The 22,720-nt window shown below is 58.8% G+C and carries 27 protein-coding genes and 1 pseudogene; 15 read left to right on the forward strand and 13 right to left on the reverse strand.

Features of this window, described 5'->3' with window-relative positions; translation table 11 throughout:
- Window positions 1–156: 156 nt before the first annotated feature.
- The 7 genes from KUV65_RS17575 to KUV65_RS17600 all read left to right on the forward strand — a co-directional run bounded on the left by KUV65_RS17575 (window position 157) and on the right by KUV65_RS17600 (window position 4,143).
- Complete coding sequence (locus KUV65_RS17575) at window positions 157–1,323, forward strand: AAA family ATPase (RefSeq protein WP_222192041.1); 1,167 nt, start codon at window positions 157–159, stop codon at window positions 1,321–1,323.
- An 11-nt stretch (window positions 1,324–1,334) separates the two neighbouring features.
- A complete protein-coding gene (locus KUV65_RS18150) occupies window positions 1,335–1,469 on the forward strand; it encodes a hypothetical protein (protein ID WP_261331877.1) in 135 nt (44 codons plus the stop codon).
- Between the two features lie 14 nt (window positions 1,470–1,483).
- Window positions 1,484–1,837 carry a DUF6634 family protein gene (locus KUV65_RS17580; protein WP_222192042.1) on the forward strand — a complete coding sequence of 118 codons (354 nt, stop codon included), beginning with the start codon at window positions 1,484–1,486 and terminating at the stop codon, window positions 1,835–1,837.
- Window positions 1,837–2,394 carry a metallophosphoesterase gene (locus tag KUV65_RS17585; protein WP_222192043.1) on the forward strand — a complete coding sequence of 186 codons (558 nt, stop codon included), beginning with the start codon at window positions 1,837–1,839 and terminating at the stop codon, window positions 2,392–2,394. Before KUV65_RS17580 ends, KUV65_RS17585 begins: the two co-directional genes overlap by 1 nt.
- Window positions 2,391–3,242 carry a metallophosphoesterase gene (locus tag KUV65_RS17590; RefSeq protein WP_222192044.1) on the forward strand — a complete coding sequence of 284 codons (852 nt, stop codon included), beginning with the start codon at window positions 2,391–2,393 and terminating at the stop codon, window positions 3,240–3,242. Before KUV65_RS17585 ends, KUV65_RS17590 begins: the two co-directional genes overlap by 4 nt.
- 118 nt (window positions 3,243–3,360) lie before the next feature.
- Window positions 3,361–3,750 carry a hypothetical protein gene (locus tag KUV65_RS17595; RefSeq protein ID WP_222192045.1) on the forward strand — a complete coding sequence of 130 codons (390 nt, stop codon included), beginning with the start codon at window positions 3,361–3,363 and terminating at the stop codon, window positions 3,748–3,750.
- Between the two features lie 201 nt (window positions 3,751–3,951).
- Window positions 3,952–4,143, forward strand: coding sequence for a hypothetical protein (locus tag KUV65_RS17600; RefSeq protein WP_222192046.1), 192 nt, complete (start codon window positions 3,952–3,954; stop codon window positions 4,141–4,143).
- Between the two features lie 83 nt (window positions 4,144–4,226).
- Here KUV65_RS17600 and KUV65_RS17605 read toward each other — a convergent pair whose 3' ends face one another.
- The 4 genes from KUV65_RS17605 to KUV65_RS17620 form a co-directional block, all read right to left on the reverse strand.
- Window positions 4,227–4,976, reverse strand: coding sequence for a heparan-alpha-glucosaminide N-acetyltransferase (locus KUV65_RS17605; RefSeq protein ID WP_222192047.1), 750 nt, complete (start codon window positions 4,974–4,976; stop codon window positions 4,227–4,229).
- Between the two features lie 105 nt (window positions 4,977–5,081).
- Entirely contained in the window at window positions 5,082–6,053 is a 972-nt protein-coding gene (locus KUV65_RS17610; protein WP_308124730.1) for a cation diffusion facilitator family transporter, read from the reverse strand.
- Window positions 6,043–6,804 carry a transglutaminase-like domain-containing protein gene (locus tag KUV65_RS17615; protein WP_222192049.1) on the reverse strand — a complete coding sequence of 254 codons (762 nt, stop codon included), beginning with the start codon at window positions 6,802–6,804 and terminating at the stop codon, window positions 6,043–6,045. The genes KUV65_RS17610 and KUV65_RS17615 overlap by 11 nt, the downstream gene beginning before the upstream one ends.
- A gap of 91 nt (window positions 6,805–6,895) precedes the next feature.
- A complete protein-coding gene (locus tag KUV65_RS17620) occupies window positions 6,896–7,324 on the reverse strand; it encodes a MerR family transcriptional regulator (protein ID WP_222192050.1) in 429 nt (142 codons plus the stop codon).
- A 212-nt stretch (window positions 7,325–7,536) separates the two neighbouring features.
- Here KUV65_RS17620 and KUV65_RS17625 point away from each other — a divergent pair, with 212 nt between their 5' ends.
- The 7 genes from KUV65_RS17625 to KUV65_RS17655 all read left to right on the forward strand — a co-directional run bounded on the left by KUV65_RS17625 (window position 7,537) and on the right by KUV65_RS17655 (window position 12,602).
- The gene (locus tag KUV65_RS17625) at window positions 7,537–8,109 is read left to right on the forward strand and encodes an SCO family protein (RefSeq protein ID WP_308124734.1); all 573 of its coding nucleotides are present in this window, start codon (window positions 7,537–7,539) and stop codon (window positions 8,107–8,109) included.
- Window positions 8,106–8,528 (forward strand): disulfide bond formation protein B, encoded by a 423-nt coding sequence (locus KUV65_RS17630; protein WP_222192052.1) that lies wholly within the window; start codon window positions 8,106–8,108, stop codon window positions 8,526–8,528. Before KUV65_RS17625 ends, KUV65_RS17630 begins: the two co-directional genes overlap by 4 nt.
- Window positions 8,525–9,184: a DsbA family protein gene (locus KUV65_RS17635; protein WP_222192053.1), complete on the forward strand. Its 660-nt coding sequence runs from the start codon at window positions 8,525–8,527 to the stop codon at window positions 9,182–9,184. The genes KUV65_RS17630 and KUV65_RS17635 overlap by 4 nt, the downstream gene beginning before the upstream one ends.
- Window positions 9,185–9,208: 24 nt before the next feature.
- Window positions 9,209–9,676 carry a copper chaperone PCu(A)C gene (locus KUV65_RS17640; RefSeq protein WP_222192054.1) on the forward strand — a complete coding sequence of 156 codons (468 nt, stop codon included), beginning with the start codon at window positions 9,209–9,211 and terminating at the stop codon, window positions 9,674–9,676.
- Complete coding sequence (locus KUV65_RS17645; protein ID WP_222192055.1) at window positions 9,676–10,302, forward strand: SCO family protein; 627 nt, start codon at window positions 9,676–9,678, stop codon at window positions 10,300–10,302. The genes KUV65_RS17640 and KUV65_RS17645 overlap by 1 nt, the downstream gene beginning before the upstream one ends.
- Window positions 10,299–11,672, forward strand: a complete 1,374-nt coding sequence (locus KUV65_RS17650) for a M23 family metallopeptidase (protein WP_222192056.1) — start codon at window positions 10,299–10,301, stop codon at window positions 11,670–11,672. The genes KUV65_RS17645 and KUV65_RS17650 overlap by 4 nt, the downstream gene beginning before the upstream one ends.
- Window positions 11,673–11,819: 147 nt before the next feature.
- Window positions 11,820–12,602, forward strand: a complete 783-nt coding sequence (locus tag KUV65_RS17655) for a ZIP family metal transporter (protein WP_222192057.1) — start codon at window positions 11,820–11,822, stop codon at window positions 12,600–12,602.
- A 38-nt stretch (window positions 12,603–12,640) separates the two neighbouring features.
- Here the strand turns inward: KUV65_RS17655 and KUV65_RS17660 are convergent, their stop codons facing one another.
- The 5 genes from KUV65_RS17660 to KUV65_RS18155 all read right to left on the reverse strand — a co-directional run bounded on the left by KUV65_RS17660 (window position 12,641) and on the right by KUV65_RS18155 (window position 18,556).
- Window positions 12,641–13,138: a L,D-transpeptidase family protein gene (locus KUV65_RS17660; RefSeq protein ID WP_222192058.1), complete on the reverse strand. Its 498-nt coding sequence runs from the start codon at window positions 13,136–13,138 to the stop codon at window positions 12,641–12,643.
- A 54-nt stretch (window positions 13,139–13,192) separates the two neighbouring features.
- Window positions 13,193–14,560 carry a TRAP transporter large permease gene (locus KUV65_RS17665; protein ID WP_222192059.1) on the reverse strand — a complete coding sequence of 456 codons (1,368 nt, stop codon included), beginning with the start codon at window positions 14,558–14,560 and terminating at the stop codon, window positions 13,193–13,195.
- Window positions 14,550–15,071, reverse strand: a complete 522-nt coding sequence (locus KUV65_RS17670) for a TRAP transporter small permease subunit (protein WP_222192060.1) — start codon at window positions 15,069–15,071, stop codon at window positions 14,550–14,552. The genes KUV65_RS17665 and KUV65_RS17670 overlap by 11 nt, the downstream gene beginning before the upstream one ends.
- A 35-nt stretch (window positions 15,072–15,106) precedes the next feature.
- The gene (locus tag KUV65_RS17675; RefSeq protein ID WP_222192061.1) at window positions 15,107–17,215 is read right to left on the reverse strand and encodes a heavy metal translocating P-type ATPase; all 2,109 of its coding nucleotides are present in this window, start codon (window positions 17,213–17,215) and stop codon (window positions 15,107–15,109) included.
- Window positions 17,216–17,692: 477 nt separating this feature from the next.
- A complete protein-coding gene (locus tag KUV65_RS18155; RefSeq protein WP_261331878.1) occupies window positions 17,693–18,556 on the reverse strand; it encodes a L,D-transpeptidase in 864 nt (287 codons plus the stop codon).
- Between KUV65_RS18155 and KUV65_RS17685 the strand changes: the two genes are divergently transcribed.
- Complete coding sequence (locus tag KUV65_RS17685) at window positions 18,555–18,914, forward strand: hypothetical protein (RefSeq protein WP_222192062.1); 360 nt, start codon at window positions 18,555–18,557, stop codon at window positions 18,912–18,914. The genes KUV65_RS18155 and KUV65_RS17685 overlap by 2 nt on opposite strands.
- Before the next feature lie 145 nt (window positions 18,915–19,059).
- Here the strand turns inward: KUV65_RS17685 and KUV65_RS17690 are convergent, their stop codons facing one another.
- From KUV65_RS17690 to KUV65_RS17705, 4 genes and pseudogenes are all read right to left on the reverse strand, one after another.
- A complete protein-coding gene (locus tag KUV65_RS17690; RefSeq protein WP_222192063.1) occupies window positions 19,060–19,383 on the reverse strand; it encodes a hypothetical protein in 324 nt (107 codons plus the stop codon).
- A gap of 505 nt (window positions 19,384–19,888) precedes the next feature.
- Window positions 19,889–21,315, reverse strand: a pseudogene (locus KUV65_RS17695) (IS1182 family transposase).
- A gap of 626 nt (window positions 21,316–21,941) precedes the next feature.
- A complete protein-coding gene (locus tag KUV65_RS18300; protein WP_374107089.1) occupies window positions 21,942–22,094 on the reverse strand; it encodes a hypothetical protein in 153 nt (50 codons plus the stop codon).
- Window positions 22,095–22,463: 369 nt separating this feature from the next.
- Window positions 22,464–22,658: a heavy-metal-associated domain-containing protein gene (locus KUV65_RS17705; protein ID WP_222192064.1), complete on the reverse strand. Its 195-nt coding sequence runs from the start codon at window positions 22,656–22,658 to the stop codon at window positions 22,464–22,466.
- Window positions 22,659–22,720: the final 62 nt, after the last annotated feature.

A 22,720-nucleotide genomic window follows, 5' to 3' on the forward strand; every position in this document is an offset into this window, starting at 1 on the left:
GCGTCCCCTCGTCATCTTGCGGCACATGTTCAGGACTTGCGCCCACTTCATAAGTAGCTGACCCGGCCTTTCGCCGGGATCGGCCTTTGCGTGCTTTCCTGATCTTTCCCCACATCGCGGCCGATCCCTGTCTCCCTCCATCCGTGGAGTCAGCGCATGTCGACCAAAGACCTCTATCCCTTCCTGCTCACCGAGCAGGCCACCGAGCCGAAATACGATGAGAAAGAGCTCATCGCGTGGTTCACCCGCCACCTTCAGAAGCTACGCTTTAAGCCTCCAAGCCAAGAGGATCTCCAAAAGGTTCTCGACGCCAGGACGGCTCTCAAGGAAGAATGTGGCGTGTCGGACGAGCAAGCCGCTGTCGGCCAGCCTTTCCCCCCGCTTCAGGCCAGCGAGATCTTGCTACGGATGCGCGACCGGGAGCGGATCGCGCGCCGGGCGAAACGCCTCGCCCATGGCAAGACCGTTCCGGTCAATCCGTTTGCTGATCTGCGCAAGGAAGAGGCCGAAAAGCTCAAACCGATCCAGAACGGGCTGCCGGCCGTCATGCCCGGAGATGAACACTGGGCCGACGAGATCGCCGCAGCACTTCACGATGAGATGCCCTGGATGGGCCCCGCCACTGAACATGCGTGGCACGCCCTGCGCCGGGTGGCGCGCCTTGGCGAGCCGATCACCTTGCGGCCTGTTATCTTGAACGGCCCGTGGGGCATCGGCAAATCCGTCTGGGCCCGCCGCCTGGCCGAGCGGCTGTCCATGCCCTCGATCGAGATCGACGCCTCGAAGAGCGCCGCAGGCTTCGCGCTGACCGGCCTCGAGAGGGGCTGGGGGAGCGCACAGGCTGGGCGACCCCTCGAGGTCATCCTGCAACGCCGGCTGATCAACCCGCTCTGTGTCGTGGACGAGCTCTGCAAGGCCGGGTCAGCGACATCGGGCAAGGGCACCCGCTTCTCGTTCTCCGATGCGCTGCTGTCCCTGCTCGAGCCGGCCACGGCGAAGCATTGGGAATGCCCGATGTATCGGCTGCCCTTCGACATGTCGCGGATCTCCTGGGTGCTGACGTCGAACCAGACCGCGACGATCGCCCCGGCTGTTCTGAACCGCTGCCAGGTGATCGAGTTGCCCGACGTGACGGCGGACGACCTTGTTCGATTTGCGCGGCGGCAGGGCGTGGCGACGGGTTTAGGCGAAGCTGCAATCGACGCCGTGGTGGAAGCCATTCTCAGGGGTCCCAAGATCACGCATCGCCGTTTCAGCTTGCGCGACGTCAATCGGCTGCTCGCGCGCGCCGAAACGCTTCAACACAAGCCGGTGCTGCACTGAAGGAGATCGCCATGGAGCGGAAAGACTATTCCATCACGCCCGCGGCGATGGACATTCTCCGGCGCCATCCAAGCCTCTTTGGCCATGGTCCCTGGGCGGTCGAGAACATCTGCGACAGCTGCGCTGAAAAGGGGAGGCTCAAATGATCTTCCGAAAGGACATGGTCGAGGCGGCCGCCGCTGTGCTGACGGGCCCCACACAAGAGGATCTCGCCGCGGCGCCGACGCTTCATGACTGGGCTTTCGCCATCAGCGGGATCGGCAATCTCTGCCTTGATGCCACTGGGGTCACGGGCCACCCGCATCTGCCTGAAGACGAGGCGGTCTTCACCAGCGCCCTGGTTTTTCTTGATCCGGCGCGGGGCCTCGCGCGGACATCGTCGCGCTGGTATCGGCTGGGCAAGCACAGGGAAAACGAGGGTAGGTTTCGTCCCGAGATGGCGGATGTTCAGGCCTTCCTGAACGCGCAGCTGGTCTTGCTTGATGCCGCGCGTCCAGCCTTCGAGGGCCGGTGATGGCAAACCTGTATACAGCCGACCTGCATATCGGCCACGCCCGGATCATCGAATTCTGCAAGCGTCCCTTCGCCTCTACAAAGGAGATGGACAGCGCTGTTTTGCGCGCCATGCAAGAGGGAATGACACCCGGTGAGGATCTCTGGATCATCGGGGATTTTGCCTTCGTCAGATCGGATGAGGCGGGCCGCGTCGAGACCATGCTAGCCTCTATCCCCGGCCGCAAGCATCTCGTCCGCGGCAACCACGACAAGCCCTGGATGGCGAAGCTCCCGGGGTGGGCAAGTGTGCATGATCTCGTCGAGATCCGGGATGGGGGCTCCCGGTTGACGCTGTGCCACTACCCCATGATCACCTTCCCCGGAGCGCTGCACGGCGCTCTGCAGCTCTTCGGACACGTCCATGAAAACTGGCGTGGATCCCGAAATGCCGTGAACGTCGGTGTCGACGTCTGGAACTTCCGGCCTGTCGGCTTGGCAGAGATCAAGCACCGCGCGGCGACCCTGCCGATCAATCCCCTGTGGAGCGCCGTAGAGCCAAGGAGCGAATTAGAATGACCGATCTCATGCCCCGTATCCTCGTGCTTGGCGACCTTCATGCCGACAGCTGGTGGCGTGTCGGCGCGCGCGTGCTCGACGACATGGGCCTCGGGAGGTGGATCCGCGACAGCGCGCCTGATCTCCTGATCGTCGCGGGTGACATCGTGAACAACCCCCGACAAAACTGGACCGGGGCCCTGCGCGAGATCGCGGAATACATCCTGCCTCGGGATGTCGTCATCATCCCCGGCAACCACGACTATTACCGCTTCCACCTCAATGGGGATGACGAGCTGCGCCGTCTGACGGGATCGGTCGGCATGCGCTTTGCGCAGAAGAACGAGATCCGCATCGGTACGGTCCGGATCTTTTGCTGCACGTTATGGACAGATTTCGCGTTCAATGACGACGCCGAAGGGGGCGCGGCCGCCGCGCGGCTCGGGCTGAACGATTATGTCCAGATCACCACGGGGCAGTCGCTTGATGTCGCCTCGGGTTACCGCCGGCAGATCCTGCCCGAAGATGTGCTGCGCGTGAATGAAGATCACCTCGCATGGCTGACTGAGCGCCTGCACAGCCCGCATTTCGCGGGGCCCGACGGCACGACCCTCGTCGTCACGCATCACGGGCCAAGCCCGGCAACGGCGGTGGGTGAGATCGATCATCTTACCCCCGCCTTCCACTCCAACCTTGATCCGCTGATCCTCGAAACGGCGCCCGACGCCTGGCTCTTCGGGCATTCCCACAGGCGCTGCCAGGCAATGGTCGGCAAGACCGACGTCCGCTGCGTCTCCATCGGCTATCCGTTCGAATGGAACCCTCGGTCACGCGAAGAGATCAAGGCGCTGGCCCGGCTGCTGCGATGACGGAGAGACGTTTTAACACAAGCACGTTTTGCATTGAGAAGGCCACATGCCGATCCGGAGGCATCGACCTGTCCGGCAAATGGAAAACGTCCCATCGGCCGTATGAGGGACCACATCGATGACCAAGACCTATGACGACATCCTCGCAAAACACCCCGCGCTCCTTGGATCGGAGCCGACGGACCTGAAGGCCTACGGTTTTTGCTGCGGTCCGGGATGGTTGCCCATCCTCGAGAGCCTTTTCGATGATCTCGAGAAAATCCGGCAAGAAGACGGCCTGACCATCACCGTGTTCCAGGTGAAGGAGAAATTCGGCGAGTTGCGGGTCTATGTCCGGGGCGGCAACGACCGTGTGCAGCGTCGTCTTCGCGACGCCGAATGGGACGCCATGTTCACGTGCGAAGACTGCGGCGGGCGAAGCCCTGGTGTCCAATCCCTTGGCGGCGGCCTGAACAACCTCTGCGGAGCATGCCGCAAGAAGCTGAGGCAGTCATGGAAGGATAGGTAGCCGATCAGATCTTGAGGTCGTCCTCGGTTATGCCTTTCCGGAGCGCTGGAGGTGCGCTTCCAGTTCCTTGGCGACGGCCTGAAAAAGTGCAGCATGCGTTGGCCAAACACTCAAGGGCGGAAAGCAGACGTTCGCTGCAACGCCGCGATCATCTGCTAAAATCCCTCAAACCGGACGTTTGGCGTGCACTCGACATAGAGAATGCGGTTGCAACTGCAGCGAAGGTCAGCACTGAGCCCGACCTATGAATTCAATTTCGCGCTGCAAGCGCAAGCAGAAGAGATTTTCTGCGGGCGCATCATCTTTAGTACTGCAGTGCGGCGTAAAGTGCGGCCATTCCTGCTGAGCGCAGCAAAGTTTCGTCAGGCAATGAGCGAGACGTGTGCGAACTGACTGGCAGTTAGTGAACCGCGGTCCAGCGCACTCGGTTACAAGAAATAGGCGCAAGTGTTGAGCCATTTCGCGTCTAACCGACCCTATCGAATGATCTGTGTGGCCACCCAGATGAAAGATATCAAAACGGGTTGGTGGGTCAAATAGACCACGATCGTGTGCCGTCCGAAGAAGCCGAATACACGCATCGTGCGCGACGTCTTGGTGGTGGAGAGTTTCTCCCAATAGCCTAAGTACGATGCCAATTTCGCCGCCGCGAGGCCTGCCAAGAAGGCCGCAAACCAGGGGAAAATCGGCTCATAATCCACGGTGCTCAGTGGGATCGTCTGCAAGCCCGTCCACCAAAGCCACGGTGCGTTGAAAGCCGGGGATGCCGCGAAGTCCGGTGCGAAGAATACCGCGACAGCGAGGAGTACGATGATGACAATCGGAAGGCGCAGAGCGGCCAATCCCAAGACGCTGCACAAGGCAATCGAGTGCAGGATGCCGAAGAACACAAAGGCGTCAGGAAACGCAATGTAGGTCGCGACGGAAACCAGCGCTGCCGCCGCCAAAATGATGGCCAAACGCCTGCTAAAGGCGGCCCATCTGATGGCATTTGAATGGGACAGCCATAGGCCAACGCCAGCCAAAAACACGAAGGAACCAGCAGAGGCTATGGCAAGGCCACGCCAAAAGCCGGCGCTGGTCGTGCCGGGATCGACATAGCCAAAGATCTCCAAATCGAACACAAAGTGAAACACCGCCATCGCCAAAAGAGCCGCGACCCGTGCGATGTCGAGAACGAAAATGCGGGGACGCGGTGCGGAAACGTCGCCAGTTGTCGTGGTCATGGGCATTCGCCTCTGGGTGGGTTCTTCGTTGGTGCCCGAGAGACAATCATTACGACGTAGACCGACGCTTGAACGCAACCGCAATTCACTACGAGTTCAGCGGGGTTATGCATTGTCAGCCTGTCCGTGACTATGGGCATCATCGCCACTGGCATCGTCGTGACCGAACAGTGGCGCCGCAGCGTCACAGGCGCCATTCCGCTCGAACTCCAGAGTTGAGTGATTGATCCCGAACTCTGCGCCAATGCGGGCCTTCAGCTCTGCCTTGATCTGTTCCAATCGGTCCCATGCTGTGTCTTCAATGACGGCATGCGCGTCTAGGGCTGGCGCATTTTCTTCCATTTGCCACAGGTGCACGTGGTGGACGTCACGTACTCCGTCTGTTTGGCGCAGGAGGGCCACCACATCCCGTCCATCGATGTCTGGCGGGCTTCCAAGCATGAGCGTTCGGATCGGACCACCGATCTCAGCAAATGCCAGGTACAGAATGTAAAGCGCGATCCCGATTGTGATCGCCGGATCCACCCAACGCATGTCATAAAGGATGATCAGCGTGCCGCCGATGATCACCGCTACGGAGGCCAGAGCATCAGAAAGGTTGTGCAGGAATAGCGCGCGGATGTTCTGGCTGCCCTTCTGCATCGAATAGGTCAGTGCCGCCGTCAGGGCGTCGACTACCAGTGCCAGTCCCGCAATGATGACGACGGTCCACCCTTGAACCTCTGGCGGTTCAAACAGGCGCATGGCACCTTCATAGATCAGATAAAGACCGATCACGATCAGCGTCGTGTAGTTGATCAAGGCTGCCACGGTCTCGATCCGACCATAGCCGAAGGTCATGCGTTCATCTGCGGGCCGTCGCGCGATCTTGCGAGCAGCAAAGGCAATGACGAGCGCGGCCATGTCCGAGAAGTTATGCAGCGCATCCGCGATCAGGGCGAGTGACCCTGCGAAGATGCCGCCGAGGATCTGGGCGACGGTCAGGAGGCCGTTGGCCCAAATCGCAATCGCCACGCGGCGGTCTCCGCTGGATGGGTCCAGATGGACATGGCTGTGGCCGTGGTGATCATGCGGCACGGGTCTCTCCCTCATGCTGGTGCGCAATTGAGGCGTCGGGTTTCAGACGGCCCGCGCGGAAGGCCCGCACCCGCGCGTTCATCCAGTGCCGGATGATGTTGCGATAGAGCCATCCACGGAAACGACCGAACGTCTGTTCATGCTCTGCATAAAAGGCGTCAGGCGTGTCGAACGTTCCGAAATCCTGCACGATCCCGGTGTCCTGGATGTAGGTATCCTGGCCGATCCATTCGACAGGCGGCGCGCCGAGGCAATCCGTCCCGGCACCGTAACCGCACAGACTCTCGCGGTCGGCAAACGAAGATTGCAGAACCTTCAGAAACGCATTGTCGAGGATGAAGCCTTCGAGATTGATCCACTTGCCGTCCAGTGCGACCTCGATCCACGAATGCAGGATCTCTTCCGGCGCAATCGGGTAGACCAGTTCCGGGACAACGCCGCGCTGAAGGCTCTTGTGGATCGTGAACCCGTGGATCCTGCATTTGATGCCGACACCCCGAAGGAGTGCCATGAGAAGCGTGCCCTTGGTATTGCACTGGCCATAGCCATCTGACAGCACCTCGGAAGCCGAAATATCATCGGCGCGGTTGTAACCGAACGCGATTTCATTGTGCACGAAATCATACACAGCTCCGATCTTGTCGGTGTCAGACAAATCATGCCAACCTCTTCCATCGATGAGGCGCGCGATGGAAGCCGCCCCAAAATCCAGGATCGGAGTTGTCGTCAGCAATGGGTCTTTATGTGCCACAAATGATCTCCTCGAATCTTTCGAGGATATAGATAATTGCTACAGTCACTGCAGCTTCAAGTGGAAACTTGGAAGCTTTTTTTGCGCTTACTCAAGTGCCAATTTGATCATGCTCGGTCAGACACTCCGAATGGTCTCTGAGCACCTCCAAAACACGGCATTGCGATGCTTTGCCGCCGCTGCATTCCTTGACCATGCGCTTCAATTCCGCGCGCAACGCTTTCAAGCGTCTCATCCTTTGCTCGACAAGTTTCAATTGGCGGCGTGCAATCTCATCGGCTTCGTGACAGGGCCGGTCCGGCGCGTCGGACAAATCAAGCAACTCCCGGATCGCGTCGAGCGGAAATCCCAACTGTCTGCTGTGCCGAATGAATGCGAGACGATCAAGCTCGGCGTTACCATAGCGACGTTGCCCGCCTTCGGTCCGACCAGGTTCGGGCATCAGGCCGATTTGCTCATAGTACCGGATCGTCTGCACCTTGGTGCCGGTTCTCTTCGCCAAGGTTCCAATCGTGAGCATGCTCAATCCCCCAACATACGTAAAGTCTGTGTAGATTTCGGCATTACAGGTGGCAAGGGCTGGGGTCACGTCCTCGTGATGTTGCGTCGCGCAGCGAATTTCCGTCTTGAACCTAAAGTTGCTAGAGGATGTAGCGCACGGATCCAACAGAAACCAAACGAAGGCAAACCTAGTTGTCCCGCCATTTCGTCCGAAGAATTCTATGGCTGTTGGTGGCTGTCGCGGCGCTTGCTGCGTCATGGCTATTGCTCTGGCCAAATCTTAGTGATGATCGCGCACAGACTAGGTCTGGTCCTGCTTTCTACGCAGATTTTGAGCTTACCGATCACCGCGGAATGGTGCAACAAGATGAGTACTTCGATGGGCGCTGGATGCTGCTCTTCTTTGGCTTCATCAACTGTCCAGATATTTGTCCTACCACGCTGTCCGAAGTCGCCTACGTGATGGACGGCCTGGGTGAAGACGCCGCGGAAGTGCAGCCTCTGTTCATCACGATCGATCCTGCACGGGATACGACGACCGCACTCGCCGAATACGTCCCGCTGTTCGACGCGAACATTATCGGCCTTACCGGAACGCCGGAACAGATCGCACGCACATCTGAGACCTTCCCGATCTTCTTTGAGCGGATCGAAGAAGCGGCCGCACCTGTCGGCTACACCATGGGACACACATCGCATCTGTTCCTGTTCGACCCCGAGGCTGGCTTTGCGACCTCCTGGCCCTACGGCACACCCGCGGAAGAAATCCTCACCGATTTGCAGAACATGATGGAGGCCAGATGAACCGTTTGACCGGAGAAACCGCCCTTGGGCTGGCTTGGATCATCGCAGTCGTAGCCTCACTTGCCGTGCTTTTCATCGGTGAAGTCTTGGGACAGACACCCTGCGTCCTGTGCTGGTTCCAGCGCGCTTTCATGTTCCCGCTGGCCATCATCCTTGGTCTTGGTCTCTGGTGGCAGGACACGCGGGTCGGCCGATACGGCATCGCACTGGCCCTCGGCGGCGGTGCAATCGCACTTTGGCATATGGGGCTCTATGCGGGCCTGATCCCCGAGCGCATCCAACCCTGCACAGCCACTGGCCCCTCTTGCACTGACGACAACCAATTGGTTTTCGGCATTCCCATCCCGCTGATGGCCCTCGCGGCCTTCGCCCTGGTCGGAATGCTGTCAGCCCATTCACTGAAGGACACACGAACATGAACCGACGTAGCCTAATCCTGTCCGTTCTCGCCTTGGGCGTTGCCGGTTTCGGCGGTGCGACCTGGTTGGCAACAAGGCCAGGTCCGATTGTCGAGGCGGAGCCTTTGGCACCGGAACTGGCACAGGCCATGATCCGCCCCTACTCACCCGTCCTTGGGCCCGAAGAGGCGCCTGTCACGATCGTGGAATTCTTCGATCCTGCCTGCGAGGCATGCCGCGCCTTTCATCCAATCGTGAAAGACATCATGGCCGAACATGGTGACGCCGTCCGTGTCGTAATTCGGTACACACCGTTCCATGGAGAAGCGTCCGAGGAAGCGATCCGCGTGCTGGAAGCGGCCCGTATGCAGGGTGTCTTTGAACCAGTTCTCGAAGCTGTCTTGCGCGAACAACCAAATTGGGCGTCCCACGGAGCGCCTGCACCTGGCCGTCTTCTGCAAATCGCCGCGACAGCAGGTCTCGATGTCGACGCTGCGCGCACGCAAATTCTGTCGCCCGGTGTCGTGGCAATCCTGAACCAAGATCGTGCCGACGTTGAAACCGTCGGTATTCGTCAGACGCCGACCTTCTTCGTGAACGGCATTTCGCCTGATCCATTCGGTGAGGCGGAATTGCGACGGTTGGTTGCTGCGCAAGTCGCTGCAGCGCAGAGCTGAACTAATTGACTGGGAATTAGACACATGAAAAAGATCGTATCCACGGGCGCGCTGTTGGTGCTGTTCTCTTTCGCGGGTGCTTCCATGCCTGCGCTAGCCGACGCGGACGATATCGTCATCGACGGCGCTTGGGCACGAGCGTCCATTGGAATGAACCGTCCCGGTGCCGCCTTTATGACGATCCGCAACACCAGCACAGAGCCTGTGACACTGATTGGACTCTCGACCCCACTGGCCATGATGCCCGCCATACATGAAACAAGAACCAGCGCCGACGGCGTCAGTAGCATGACGCCCACCGACGAAATTGCCATCGCACCGGGAGAGAGCGTGGCTCTGGAACCCGGTGGCTTGCACGCCATGTTGATGCAACTACAAGAGCCAATGACCGAAGGGGAGACGTTTCCATTAACACTGGTCTTCGAAGATGGTGGTGAAGCGACGGTCGAAGTGCCGATCCTTGGCTTCGCGGCGCGTGGGCCCGAAGACTGATGAAGCGAATGCGTGTTTGGGGCATTGGCGCAACCGCCGTCGCGGCCATTGGCATGATGCTTTTCGTGGGGTGGTGGCAAGTCGACGGCCCCGGCTCACCGGAGCCGATGGGGCAACGCCCCATGCCTTTGACCGAGATGGCGTTCAGCTTGACCGATCATGAAGGCAACGCTGTCGGGCCGGAGGCCCTTCTCGGCAATCCCACAATGGCCTTTTTCGGCTTCACCTATTGCCCAGATGTCTGCCCGACCACGCTTTCCGATATCTCGAGTTGGCTTGACGCGTTGGGCGATGAGGCAGCGCTACTGAACGTGATCTTCATTACGGTCGACCCCGAGCGGGATACCGTCGCCGCGATGGCGGAGTACGTCAGCTATTTCCACCCGGCAATCCGCGGCTGGACAGGTCCGGAAGAGCAGATCGCTCGCGCGGCGGAGGGCTTTCGTGACGTCTTTGAAAGAGTGCCGACCGACGGCGGAGACTACACGATGAACCATACCGCCAGCGTCTTTCTATTCGACGCCGAGGGGCAATTCGTCACCACGATCGATTACCATGAGGCAAGAGACTTCGCGCTGCCAAAAATCCGCCGCGCACTGCAACAAGAAATGGAAGAAACGACATGATGCTGAGGACGACAGCAACGGGTTGGGCAATTGTGGCTGGTGTCTCAGGGGCAGCGATTTTCGCTGCTGGGACCTGGTTGAGAGACCCGGTACCGAGCGGATTGGACGAGGCATCCCTGTGGCTGCCCGAGCCACCGACGCTTCCCGACACCATTGAGCACGCAGCAGTTCGTTTCGCAACGATGCAATCCGAGAGTGCGCGCGATCAACGCCCCCTGCCCCCTTTTCTGCCCCCTGCCATCGACGCACAGCCGCCAGCGATCCAACCTCCTCTGTCGACTTGGTCCCGTGATATCGCACCCGGCGAAACGCTTGATGAAGTACTGGCCGACGCCGGGATGGCGGCGTCCGACCGGGCATCAGTCGCCTTGGCAATCGGCGCTGAATACGATCTGCGACGGCTTCGGCCGGGCCATTCGCTCACGGTCGTCTCAACCATGGACGGCGGCCCGCAGACGGTAACCCTGGCCATTGAGGACGGTGTGAGGATCGAAGCAGTTTTTGGAACTGAGATGATCACGCAAGTTATGGCCCCGGAGACGGAAGTTGTGACGGTAGCCGGTGAAGCGATCATTTCGACCTCAGTGTTCGCCGCGCTCGATGAAGCCGGGATTCCTGCCCGTTTTGCCGTCGACCTCGCTCAGATGCTGGGCGGCACCGTGGATTTCCGCCGAGAGATGGCCGGTGGAGAAAGGCTCCGCCTGCTGTGGCGCGAGGCGCGTCTTGGCGAAGATCGGATCGGCCAGCCGGATCTTACCTTCGCTGCGTTGGAGATCGCGGGGAGCCTCTATGAGGTTGTATGGCCAGATGATGCCAGCGGACAGGCGACGATCTATGTAGATGGCGATGTGCTGCGCGTTTTCGCGCAACCCGTGGTGGGCGCACGCATGAGCTCTGTCTTCGGGCGTCGCACGCATCCGGTCTTTGGTAACGTAAGAATGCATACGGGCGTGGACTTTGCCGCGGCGCATGGAACGCCTGTGCAATCGACAGCGCCGGGCCGCGTGAGCTTCATCGGATGGCGAAACGGCTATGGCCGTGTTGTCGAAATAGCCCACGGTCCCGATATCATGACGCGCTATGCGCATCTTAGTACTGTGCCTGAAAGTCTCGCCGAAGGTCAGCGCGTCAACGCCGGAGATATGATCGGGCGCGTCGGAGAAACCGGCACTACCACGGCCCCGAACCTTCATTACGAAGTGCTCGTGAACGGCCGTCCAACAGACCCTCTCGCCGACGACCGTCTGGCTAACGCGGTTGATCCCGAAGCGGATGATGCAGCCGCGCTGTCGCGCCTCACTGAGGCCCGCGCACGTATGGAACAAATTTTGGCTCCCAATAGTGCCACTTCGGCTTCTGAGAGGCTTTGATGTGTTCCGCGAATACAATCATGTCACCCGTTCCGACCGTCACCAGTCCTGACTACGAAACGCAAAGCCAAAGAGGCCTTCCCATATTGATCCGGAAGGCATACTGAGAACGAGTCGCATTATCGCTGACATACGGGTTGGACTGCCATGGAAACTCTCTCCCCCGTAGTGCTTGGCTCCCTTGGAAGCCTCGCTGCTGGATCACTCACCTCGGTTGGCGCCCTGCCTGTGTTGTTTGGCCGTGTCCCATCGCGTGCTACCCGTGATCTTTCGCTCGGATTCGCGGCAGGCGTGATGCTTGCGGCATCGTTCTTCTCACTCATTATTCCAGCATTGGACGCAGCTGATATTCGGTTTGAGAATGAGGCAGCGCCTGCGGCCATCGTTTGCCTCGCAATCCTGCTCGGGATGGGTGCAGTTGCGCTGATGAACGAAAAGCTCCCGCACGAGCATTTCAACACTGGGCGCGAAGGACCCGAGGGGGCTTCGCTTCGGCGGGTTTGGCTTTTCATCATCGCGATCACGATCCACAACTTCCCCGAGGGCCTTGCTGTTGGTGTTGGCTTCGGTTCCGGCGGCATGGAAGGCGGTATGCCCCTTGCCATTGGGATCGGCCTGCAGAACGCACCCGAAGGTCTTGCCGTCGCTGTGGCTTTGCTTGGAGAGGGTTATTCCAAATGGCGGGCGTGGGGCATCGCGGCGCTCACAGGCATGGTCGAACCCATCGGCGGATTGCTTGGGGCGGGAATCATCACGCTGTCAGAGCCGCTGTTGCCATGGAGCCTGGCCTTTGCCGCGGGCGCGATGCTCTATGTCATCAGCCACGAGATCATCCCCGAAACCCACCGTAGCGGCCATCAGAACAGGGCAACTCTCGGCCTAGCGATCGGCCTCGTGATTATGCTTTTCCTGGATGTCTACCTGGGGTGATGGCGCGGGACGCTGCCCACACAAAGGTGGTGCGTCCGTCAGGGATAAATATCAATCGGCGTGCCAAGCTGCACCATCGAATAAATGATCTCAATATGGCGATCTGAAACAGAAGGACAGCCTGCCGTCCAATCCCGTACATTCATTGGGTCAATTCCGCGCCGCGGACCACCATGGATGAAGATATCTCCACCGGGCGAACGACCGTGCGACTCCGCAAACGCGATGTCGGCCTCATTCGGGTAGGAGATACCGATGGACAGATGGAATTCGCTGTTCGGATTGCGGCGGTCGATAATGTACGCCCCTTCGGGCGTGCGGCCATCGCCTTCGAACTGTTTGTGACCCACGGGCGCGAAGCCAAGTCCGATCGGGAACCTCCGCAATTCACCCTCAGCGCCATCAAGGATTAGCAAACGCTCATCCTTGTACATCCTGAGCCGCGTGACCTGCGGTCCATCGTAGTCCCGGAACCTGCTGGCGCAGCCAGACAGAAGTGCGGTGGTCGTACCCAAAAGAAAGATGCGGCGTTTCATGGAGAAAGCTCGGTTTTATGACTATGCCTCGTGAAGATAGTTAGCATTCCAAATCTAGTTGATCAAAGCCGAGTTTGATCGCGAAAGAACAAGTTGAGGCAGCCATGTGATCAATTCAGGTCGCCATGCCAGCAAAGCAATCAGTGCGACTTCGATGACTACGAGCGGTCCCGCACCACGATAGATATCAGCCAGATCGACGCTTGGTGGTGCCGCCATCTTGGCGAAGAACAGCGCATATCCGAACGGCGGCGTGAGAAATGAGGTCTGAAGCGCCAATGCGATCAAACCGGCCAACCAGACCTGCGAGAAATAGACCGACCCGACATGATCGGAGAAATCCAGCTGAGCGAACACAGGAAGGAAGATCGGTAGGAACACGAGCAGAATCTCGATCCAGTCGAATACGAACCCGAGCACAAGAATAACGCCCAACAACATGCCAAGGGTCGCCCAACGCCCAAGGGCAAATCCATCAATCCATGCAAGTAGCAGCTGGCCACCCTCTAGCAGATTGAAGCTGAGCGAGAAGATCGATGCACCCAAGACGATGAAGAACACCATCGATGTCATGGACGCCGTCTGCACAATCGTCTCGTTTAGCCGCTCAAATGTCATGCGACCGCGAACCGACATAACAAATAGCGCGCCAAGGACCCCGACGCCCGCAGCTTCCGACAGGGTCGCGACCCCGCCCATGATACTGAGGGGAATGGCGGCGATCACCGCGATCGCTAGGATCGAGGACACCAAATCCCGCAGGGTCGGCCTTGCGTCGTACGAAAGTGAGATATCGATACGCCCTCTCAGCGTTACGGCAAAATAGACGGAAAAGAAGAAAACCAGAATGAGCACTGGAACGACCAAGGCCGAATACATCAGGGAAATACGAAGCTGAAAGACATTGGCCACGAAGAACAGAAGGACCGCCGGGGGGAAGACGACGCCCAGCGCGCCGGATGCCGCCACGGCCGATCCCGCCCCTGACGCGGAATACCCTGAGCGCAACATCGGGGCGTAGGCCACCAGTGCCACGGTCACGACGGAAGCTCCAATCACTCCAGCGGCAGGGGCCAGGATCAGGCCAATCAGCAACGTGGCAACGGCATATTGGCCGGGGAGCCACCTGAGTGCCTGCCCCAGTGTTCGAAACAGGGTTGATGAAATGCCGCTGGCGTTCAGCACCAGCCCCAGAAAGATCAGAAGAGGCACGGTGGTGAACTGCACCCCTTCGTTCGTCAGGATGCCACGTACGCGAAGATAGATCAGACCCAAGTGGCCGAAATCCGTGACCTCAAACCAGACCGCGCCCACAAAGGCAAGAAATCCAGTCGCCGTCAGAACCAAAGCCACGGGAAAGCCGCTGAACACGCCTAGCGCCAGAATACCTAGCATGGCGATGGCCAGGAATTCAGTCTCCACGGGGAAGGTCTTCCTCAGAGAGTGGGGAGAGGTTGTTACGATTGCCGCGCAGGAACACGACGTTCCGCGCGATGACGATAAGCCCGGCCAATCCCAGAACCACCGGGCCGATCACAGCGGCAATGCGCCGTGCCCAAATGTCGGTGTCCGCGAATTGCGTCGTCCGCATCAGCCCATCCCAGCCGTAGTAGGTGAGGATGGTCGCGAGGGGCAGAACGACGAGGAGGCAACCACCAAGCTCGATCCAAGCCAGGCGGCGTGGCGGCCAATTCCTTCGAAATAAGTCCACGCGCACATGACCGTCTCGCAGATAGGTGAACCCAAACGTCACGTATATCAGTATGAACAGCAAGGACGTCGAAAAATCCGGAAGATACGACGACACCCCAAGGTGTAGTTTGCGATCAAGCATTTGTAGGCCGGTAAGAATCGCGATGGGGACCACTGTCAGCCAAGCGGTCCCCACACTTAGCGCGCCAATGATCTTTTCCAACCCGTCAAATATGCGCATTGCGTCACCCTGCCCCTTGGCTCTCCCGTGCCGCCTTATTGTCCTGGCACTAAAGCCCCGTTGGCCATCTGTTCGCCGACCCGCTTTCCACCGGCAGGTGGTAGCTTAGACTCTTCAGCTTTCAGAAGCCGCAGGGCGTTGGCAACGACGACCAGCGACACGCCGACATCTGCAGCGATAGCGCCCCACATGGACGCCATCCCGAAGGCCGTCAGGCCTACAAACAGCGCTTTGGTCGCGAGCGAAATCGCAATGTTCTGGCGGATGATCGACATGGCCCGGCGCGAATGGCCGATAAGCCAAGGCACCTTGCCGATATCGTCGGTCATGAGTGCGATATCCGCCGTCTCAATCGCTGCATCCGAGCCGACGGCACCCATGGCAATCGCGTAATGCGCCCGCGCCATGGCGGGTGCGTCGTTCACGCCGTCGCCGATCATGGCCACCATGTCGTGGGTGTCGACGAGCTCTTCGATGGCTTTCACTTTGTCTTCGGGCAGAAGCTCAGCGCGGACTTCGTTAATGCCCACAGCGGCGGCAACGGCGCGCGCGGTGCGCTCGTTGTCGCCCGTCAGCATGACGATGGTCTTCACGCCCTGCGCGTGAAGCTGTGCCACGATGCCTTTAGCGTCTGGACGGATCCTGTCACGCAACTCCAGAAGTCCCATGACGCCAGTGTCGTCGCCCACGGCGACAAGCGTGCTTCCAGCACCTTCAATCCGGTCGCGGATGTCTTTCGGAATGGCGCTGCCAAATCCCTTCTCTTCCGCGAAACGGTCAGAGCCAAGCCAGATTGAACGGCCAGCAGCGCGCCCTTCAAGCCCGCGACCCGGCACAGTGCGAGTATCTTCAGCGGCAGACACCGTGACGCCGTCGACCTCAGCCCGCGCAATAATAGCACGCGCCAATGGGTGCGAGGATCGCGCCTCAAGACCGGCAGCCATCTCGATTAGGTCCTCGGCCGTCGCGGTTCCCAACGGATGCACGGACGCCACCTCAGGCTCGCCCATGGTGATCGTTCCGGTCTTGTCCATCGCCAGCGCCGTCGTGCGACCGGGCGCTTCGACATAGGCCCCACCCTTGATCAGCACCCCAGCCCGAGCCGATGCTGCAAGTGCCGCAACGATGGACACAGGCGTCGAGATGACCAGTGCGCAAGGGCAGGCAATGACCAGAAGGACAAGCGCGTTGTAGAACCAGTAGTCCCACGCTCCGCCTGCGCTGAGCGGCGGCAGAACTGCAATCGCGATCGCTAACACCATCACGATGGGCGTGTAGATACGTGCGAATTTCGTGACCCATTGTTCTACCGGCGCGCGGCGTGCATGGGCGTCGCCAACCATGCGCGTGATCTTAGCCAGCACCGTGTCCGAGGCCAACTTGGTAGCGCGCACCGTCAGTGTGCCTTCACCATTGATTGTGCCCGCGTAGACGTCGTCCCCGATTTCTTTAGGCACCAGCGCGCTTTCACCGGTGATCGGCGCCTGATCGACGGCTCCCATCCCGGATGTGACCTCTCCATCAAGCGGAATACGGTCGCCGCCGCGCACTATGAAGCGGTCGCCTACGACCACTTCTGCGGCAGGCACGTCCATTTCAGTGCCGTTATCGCGGATCACCCGCGCCGTTGGCGGTGCGAGATCGAGAAGTGCTGAGACCGCATTCCTTGCACGTCCGATGCTCCAACTTTCCAGGAAGAGAGACAGCGAGAAGAAGAACGCAACCGTTGCCGCCTCAAAGAACTCGCCCAGGCCGATCGCACCGGCAACCGCCACAACCATCAGCAGGTTCATGTCGGGCGAAAGCCGCCACGCGGAAGACCATGCTTTTGGCGCTACGAGCCAGACGCCGCACAAAACGGCGATTGCAAAAAATGCAAGCTCGATCAACGGCATCGGCGCTTCCCCGTGGCCGGAAAAGAGCCCGACCGCCCCGCCCAAGCCGGTCTCAACCACGTGCCAGACGAAACCTGCGGCCCAAAAGCCCCCACTGAGGAACGTGAACACCCTTTGGCGGGCAAGGTGTGCAGCCTGATCGACTGATGCGCTTTCGGCATCCCACGGCTTGGCTGTCATGCCGGTGCTTGCGACCAACTCTGCAACATGTGCGTCCGAAATCGCTTTGGCGCTATCCAGAACGATCATTCGCCCATTGATCACATCGAAGGCCAAATGCTCAGCCCCGCCCACTTTAGGACCAACCACCCTGTTGAGGATCGAGACTTCCTCAGCGCAGTCTAGGCCAGACACCTGAAAGCTGCGCCCCGATGATGGGGCAACTGCGGAAGGCGCAATATCCCCACAAGAATTGGCGCTGCCGCAGCAGGCATCGCCATCCGTCTGCGTTTTCTCGGAATGATCGTGACGGTGTGTGTCGGACGGCATGGAGACACCTCGGGATTCGGTATTATGCAACCGAGATAGCACCTATAGCCACTATAGCTTCAAGAGGTTAGATTTCGCCAACCCGCAGGTTGTTGAGAGGCGTTCTCGGCGCAGATTGGGCAGTCGCAAAGAAGAAACCACGCCCGGCAGTCGGGCATAGTTCCATCTTAACAAGTCTGGCGGTTGGCGAGAGCAAAGGCACGTTTGTGAGAACCCGGATTATTGGCCTCGAGTTTTCTAGGCCGGATAAAGGCGTGCCATGGATCCGATTTCGACATTGGGGAAGAGAGCGTTGATATGTGGCATTACCATCCGCACACATCCGGAACTCGCGCGACTTCCGATTGACCAAGGCTGTGGTGTGCCATGGATCCTAAGGTAAGTATCTCGCTGGCCGACATACAAGTACAGCGCACGTGAGCCGAGCGCATTGTTGGGCCCAGGTTCCTGCCCGTTGGCATACTGCGAATATACCTCCGGCTCCCGCGCGATCATGTTTGCAGTGGGGGTCCAGTGTGGCCATTCGACCTTTCGCCGGATGGTGTAAGTCCCCGGTTGGTACAACCCGTCACGGCCAATGGCGACGCCATATCGCATCGCGGTTCCGCCAGATTCAATGTGGTACAAGTAGCGCGCGGTCGCATCGACGTGAATGTCACCTGGAACAAGCCCATCGTTCGCTGCCACCCTTTGAGGCAGCAGACGGGGGTGTAGGCCCCACGGATTGGTGGTGGCCAGATCAAAACCGGGCGGCGTAACCTGCGCATCCCAAGCCGCCATTTCCGACTCTGTTGGCCAAGTATTTGCCAACGACGATTCAGCCAATGCAGCCGAAAACAACGCCGTGGTCGTTTGGATGAAATGTCGTCTCGTCAGCACCTGTTTTCCCCGCATCAAAATTTGTTTTTCAGTGGCATGATCTAAGGTCGCCTGTGATATGGTTATACCTCCAGTAGCTAGAGGTTCAAGAAAAAAGTTGGACGCGGAATACTGTGTTTGCGACTTAGCGGGAAAGTGGACGCACAGGTCGTCTTTAGGAAGGTAAATAATGCCAAAAATCCAACTTCCCGCACTTACCCCAAAACGCAGAGCCTGGAACATGGGGCGGGTCATCGGTCAGAAACGATCTTTGCTGCAACAACAGGTCTGTGCGATCCGGGCGCGGCTCGAGCTTGCGGGTTACCTAAGCGATCTGGCTCTATTCAACGTCGCCATCGGCAGCAAGCTACGTGGTTGTGAGCTGGTCAAACTGACTGTGTCCGACCTCGTCAAACATGACCGCGTCCGAGAAGGCGTTTCGATCATCCAGAGCAAGACCAAGCCACCGGTCCAGTTTGAACTATCGGAAAACACGCGTGAATCTGTCTTCGTCTGGGTCAAGTCACCTGAGATGTTTGCATGTCGGTTTTTGTTTCCCAGCCGCGTCCATGATCGCCCACACGTCTCGACCCGCCAGTAAGGACGGCTTGTTCGTGATCGGGTCGCGGCGTTGGTCGTTGCTGATCCCATAATTACAGGCATGCTGTTCCGCAGCTAATGCCTGCTTTGGTTGGGCAGTATGGAGAACGGCGGCCCCATCTTCGGGGCCGCCCGAACCTTGTTTGCTAAGCTGGGTTGAACAGCCGCTGTGCGAACAAACCGTTTTGTTTGCTTTCGCGGAGCAGCTTTGCACCCGCCAGAACCGCCGGATCAGCAATAGGCTCGACCAGCACCACAAGCAGATAAGCTGCGCCGAAGCTAGCTACGGCTGACATATTCTCGGCTCCAAAGCCCTGACCATAGAATGCCCAGAAGGCGACCCAAGCGATCACGCCGCCTTGGTAATCGAAAGACAGCTTCAGGACTTCACTGTAGTTACAGTCAACGAAAGCCTTCTGTTCGGGAATGATGCGCTTGGCCAAAGCGTCGATGGCAAAGAGCGCCCGCATCTTCCGGGGCAGCGTGTGATGCAGCTGTGAACGCCCAGATCTTCCGGCGTTTCGGGCGCTCCGTGTTCCGCGACGCAGCCGGGCTCGCGACCACCAGTGAGCTGAATTCACCGAGCTCAAGCGCCTTGAACAACAGCATCTCGGACACGCCGATACGAATGGCCAATTCGATGCCATCGACCTCGGATCGGTGTCCATGCGGTCCTTCGTGTGTCACCCGCGCAAACTCGTTAGTTTTTGCTGCGAATCCTCGAGTGCTGAGTTCATGACGACCACCTGAATCAATGTAAGAATCCCACATCGCAATACAGAGTGGATATGGCGGCTCCATTATCGTTACCTTGAAGCGAGCGACTTGGCTCAAGTGGTGGACGTCCGCTTTGGGGAAGCTGAGTCGCAGCATATGGCTTCAACTTCAATGGCAGGTTTGGGCCGATTCTGTGGAAAACAACGCGTTGCTGGCGCAAAAAATGGTGATCTGCACAGCGAGCGAGCGCCTTTCTGGTCAGGCTTTTCGCATTTTCTGCGGTGCAGGAAAGATTTTGGCCAGTTTTCGGAGGTTTTGGGCGGTGGCGGCGAGCAGGAATTCGTCATTCGCACCGCATGGACCACGTAATCGGAGCCGCCCCAGTCCAAGGATGCGCTTGAGGTGCGCGAAGAGCATCTCGACCTTTTTTCGGAGCTTCATCGAGATTTCGTATTGCTTGGTGTTGGCGATATCGCGGGCGACCTGGCGGGCGTCTTCGCGCTCTTCAAGGGTGATCTAGCGCGCGTCGGCGTTTGGGCAGCACTTTAATTTGGAGGGGCAGGCCTGACAGACTACCTTCAAGGCGCGATACCGCGCCGTGCCTTTGCCCGATGGTCCCCGGTTCGGGTCTGAGTAGTTGCGCCGGAACTGCTTCAGTTCGTGGCCTTCGGGGCAGATGTATTGATCGTTCTCGGCATCCCACTCGAAGTCGGCACGGGTCCAGGTTCCATCGTTCCTTCCGGATTTATCGAAGACCGGGATGTGTGGTGCGATCTTTTGGCCGACAAGCCAGCCCAACATCGGGCCAGTGCCGTAGGCCGTGTCTGCGATCAGACGCTCGGGATGCAGATCGAAATTTGCCTTCACGCGGTTCAGCATTGTCTTGGTCGACCCAACCTCGGCCTGCCGGATCGACCTCGTTGCTTCGACATCAACGATGACGCCGTGGTCCATATCGATCAGGTAGTTGTCGGAATAACTAGAGAATGCAGGCCCTTTGCGTGCTGCTGTCCATTGGCTTGCAGGGTCGGAATGCGAGGTGAACTTGGGCTGAACCTCGCTGGCCCCGCCAAGTGCGGCCTCATCCAGCGTGTCGAGATACTCGCGGACCGCGCGTGGCGCATCTGCCGGATCTATCCGCGCTGTATCCCAGCCATCCTTCGATGTGGAGTGCTGTTTGTTCGCATCCGCCTCGCCTCTCGGGACATTGCTGTGCAATGCCCTGTTGGCCAGTGGATCAGGCTCGCGTTGATGGCCATGCGCTGGCCGCTCACCAGACCTTCCTCGATGCAACGCGCCACCGTCGTCTCGAACAGATGGCGTAGCAGTTCACTCTCGCGGAAACGACCATGACGGTTCTTGGAAAAGGTCGAATGGTTAGGAACACGGTCGTTCAAATCCAGACGACAAAACCAGCGATATGCCAGGTTCAGATGCACCTCCTCGCAAAGCCGCCGCTCCGACCGAATGCCGAAGCAATAGCCGACCAGAAGCATCCTGATCAGCAGCTCTGGATCGACCGAGGGGCGGCCCGTGTGGCTGTAGAAATCCGAAAGATGGGCGCGAATACTGCTCAGATCGACGAACCGAAAAATCGACCGTAGCAGGTGATCCTGGGGAACGTGATCCTCCAGCGAGAACTCATAAAACAGCGCTGCTTGTGCTTCCTGCCTCGGTCCCATCATCGCCAATCCCTCCCTTCAGGAAGAATTGAATCAGCGAGTTACACGGCAATCAAGGAAGAGTTTTTCAACGAAATAGACCGTTCGTTAAACTCTATAAGGTCGGGTGAAGGTCGGCGCATAGATCTCCTGTCCAAAACAACGTCGACAAATGCCGATCCCGACAGCTGCGATCGCGCTCAAAGCGATTTTTATTCTGGTCGTCGAGCGCAAACAGCAATGATGGTCCCAGTTGTGGTGTGGTATGTTTCTGCGTGAACCCAGCTGCGCGTTGCTTGCTTAACCATCGTCGGCGCTTCGATCACTGTAAGACGGCATTGGCGTGTAGCGGTCTGCCGGCTTAACTGGGCTCGTGTTTGATCTAAGCAACTTGACGTGTCGGCTCAACATACTTTCGGGAGCCTAGCATATTGCTTTTGCGTGACCTATTGAAATCGCGAGCTGTAGCTTCTCGGCTCCGTCTTGGCGCTGTGCGCCAAGGTATCGACAGCACAAAGAGATTTTAAAGACATAACCGAAGGGGTCAGATGTAACGCCTACGATCGAGCTGCTGAAGGGCGCGATTTTCGTGGACAAGTTTCCGGAGAATGCGTTTTGCGAGAAAAGAAGGTAACGCGTGAAGCGAACTGCTACGTCTGTCGCCGGAAAACTTCTGTTGATCCATGACCCATCACGAAAAGTGTATAGAACACATCACGCTGATTGCCCATCTCCATGACGGGTGAGCCGATCGGCATGCCAAGGACCGACAAGCCCATGGCTTCCAGTCGTTCGGCGAGCAAACGCGCGACATCCTCGGCCGACCATGGCGCTCATCAAAGTAGCCGTCGACGAGCGCCGTGTGGCATGAGGCTAATTCGGACCTGCTATCTGACCGTTCCTTGAACGCATAGAGCACGTCCTGATTGATATCGTGTGTTTCCCCGACGAAACCCACGCGCTCCAAGTGCTCGCCCCACGCCGAGCAGTATCCGCAGGTCGGTGATTTCTACACCTCGACGCGCGGCGACGGCGACTGCGCGTGGACCATACCAGACAGCCCGGCGGCATTGACGCCTGCAACAATTAATTCTCGTCTGTTCATGCGTATTTCCAGTTCCAATCCTGTTCGGTTTAGGCGGCCATTCACTCGAGATGTCATATAAAGTTCATCAAGCCGGAGTGACCGGGTAGCCGGCTCCCTCCAAGGCGGCCTGAAGCGCAGCGGCATCCTTGCCGGAAGAAATCATGACGGTCTTCGATGTCAGGTCTGTATCGACCTTGGCTGCTGGATCGATCGCCTTGAGCGCCTTGTCGATGGCGGCCGTGCAGTGGGCGCAGCTCATATCCGGGACGTGAAACTTCATTTCGAGTTCTCCTTGTCATGTTGAGTCTCAGAGGCTGGGTTTCGGGAGGCAAGCGGAGGACC

Origin of the sequence: Maritalea mobilis, assembly GCF_019800885.1 — a bacterium.
GTDB classification, from domain to species: Bacteria; Pseudomonadota; Alphaproteobacteria; order Rhodobacterales; family Rhodobacteraceae; genus Roseibacterium; species Roseibacterium beibuensis.

Coding starts and splice junctions, on each gene's coding strand:
- KUV65_RS17645 (WP_222192055.1), top strand. CDS start 9,676: ATGAAGCGAATGCGTGTTTGGGGCATTGGCGCAACCGCCGTCGCGGCC.
- KUV65_RS17620 (WP_222192050.1), bottom strand. CDS start 7,324: ATGCTCACGATTGGAACCTTGGCGAAGAGAACCGGCACCAAGGTGCAG.
- KUV65_RS17585 (WP_222192043.1), top strand. CDS start 1,837: ATGGCAAACCTGTATACAGCCGACCTGCATATCGGCCACGCCCGGATC.
- KUV65_RS17580 (WP_222192042.1), top strand. CDS start 1,484: ATGGTCGAGGCGGCCGCCGCTGTGCTGACGGGCCCCACACAAGAGGAT.
- KUV65_RS17635 (WP_222192053.1), top strand. CDS start 8,525: ATGAACCGACGTAGCCTAATCCTGTCCGTTCTCGCCTTGGGCGTTGCC.
- KUV65_RS17605 (WP_222192047.1), bottom strand. CDS start 4,976: ATGACCACGACAACTGGCGACGTTTCCGCACCGCGTCCCCGCATTTTC.
- KUV65_RS18155 (WP_261331878.1), bottom strand. CDS start 18,556: ATGTTCCAGGCTCTGCGTTTTGGGGTAAGTGCGGGAAGTTGGATTTTT.
- KUV65_RS17655 (WP_222192057.1), top strand. CDS start 11,820: ATGGAAACTCTCTCCCCCGTAGTGCTTGGCTCCCTTGGAAGCCTCGCT.
- KUV65_RS17600 (WP_222192046.1), top strand. CDS start 3,952: ATGCGGTTGCAACTGCAGCGAAGGTCAGCACTGAGCCCGACCTATGAA.
- KUV65_RS17705 (WP_222192064.1), bottom strand. CDS start 22,658: ATGAAGTTTCACGTCCCGGATATGAGCTGCGCCCACTGCACGGCCGCC.
- KUV65_RS17590 (WP_222192044.1), top strand. CDS start 2,391: ATGACCGATCTCATGCCCCGTATCCTCGTGCTTGGCGACCTTCATGCC.
- KUV65_RS17690 (WP_222192063.1), bottom strand. CDS start 19,383: ATGCGGGCGCTCTTTGCCATCGACGCTTTGGCCAAGCGCATCATTCCC.
- KUV65_RS17685 (WP_222192062.1), top strand. CDS start 18,555: ATGGGGCGGGTCATCGGTCAGAAACGATCTTTGCTGCAACAACAGGTC.
- KUV65_RS17650 (WP_222192056.1), top strand. CDS start 10,299: ATGATGCTGAGGACGACAGCAACGGGTTGGGCAATTGTGGCTGGTGTC.
- KUV65_RS17675 (WP_222192061.1), bottom strand. CDS start 17,215: ATGATCGTTCTGGATAGCGCCAAAGCGATTTCGGACGCACATGTTGCA.
- KUV65_RS17575 (WP_222192041.1), top strand. CDS start 157: ATGTCGACCAAAGACCTCTATCCCTTCCTGCTCACCGAGCAGGCCACC.
- KUV65_RS17595 (WP_222192045.1), top strand. CDS start 3,361: ATGACCAAGACCTATGACGACATCCTCGCAAAACACCCCGCGCTCCTT.
- KUV65_RS17640 (WP_222192054.1), top strand. CDS start 9,209: ATGAAAAAGATCGTATCCACGGGCGCGCTGTTGGTGCTGTTCTCTTTC.
- KUV65_RS17670 (WP_222192060.1), bottom strand. CDS start 15,071: ATGCGCATATTTGACGGGTTGGAAAAGATCATTGGCGCGCTAAGTGTG.
- KUV65_RS17630 (WP_222192052.1), top strand. CDS start 8,106: ATGAACCGTTTGACCGGAGAAACCGCCCTTGGGCTGGCTTGGATCATC.
- KUV65_RS17660 (WP_222192058.1), bottom strand. CDS start 13,138: ATGAAACGCCGCATCTTTCTTTTGGGTACGACCACCGCACTTCTGTCT.
- KUV65_RS18150 (WP_261331877.1), top strand. CDS start 1,335: ATGGAGCGGAAAGACTATTCCATCACGCCCGCGGCGATGGACATTCTC.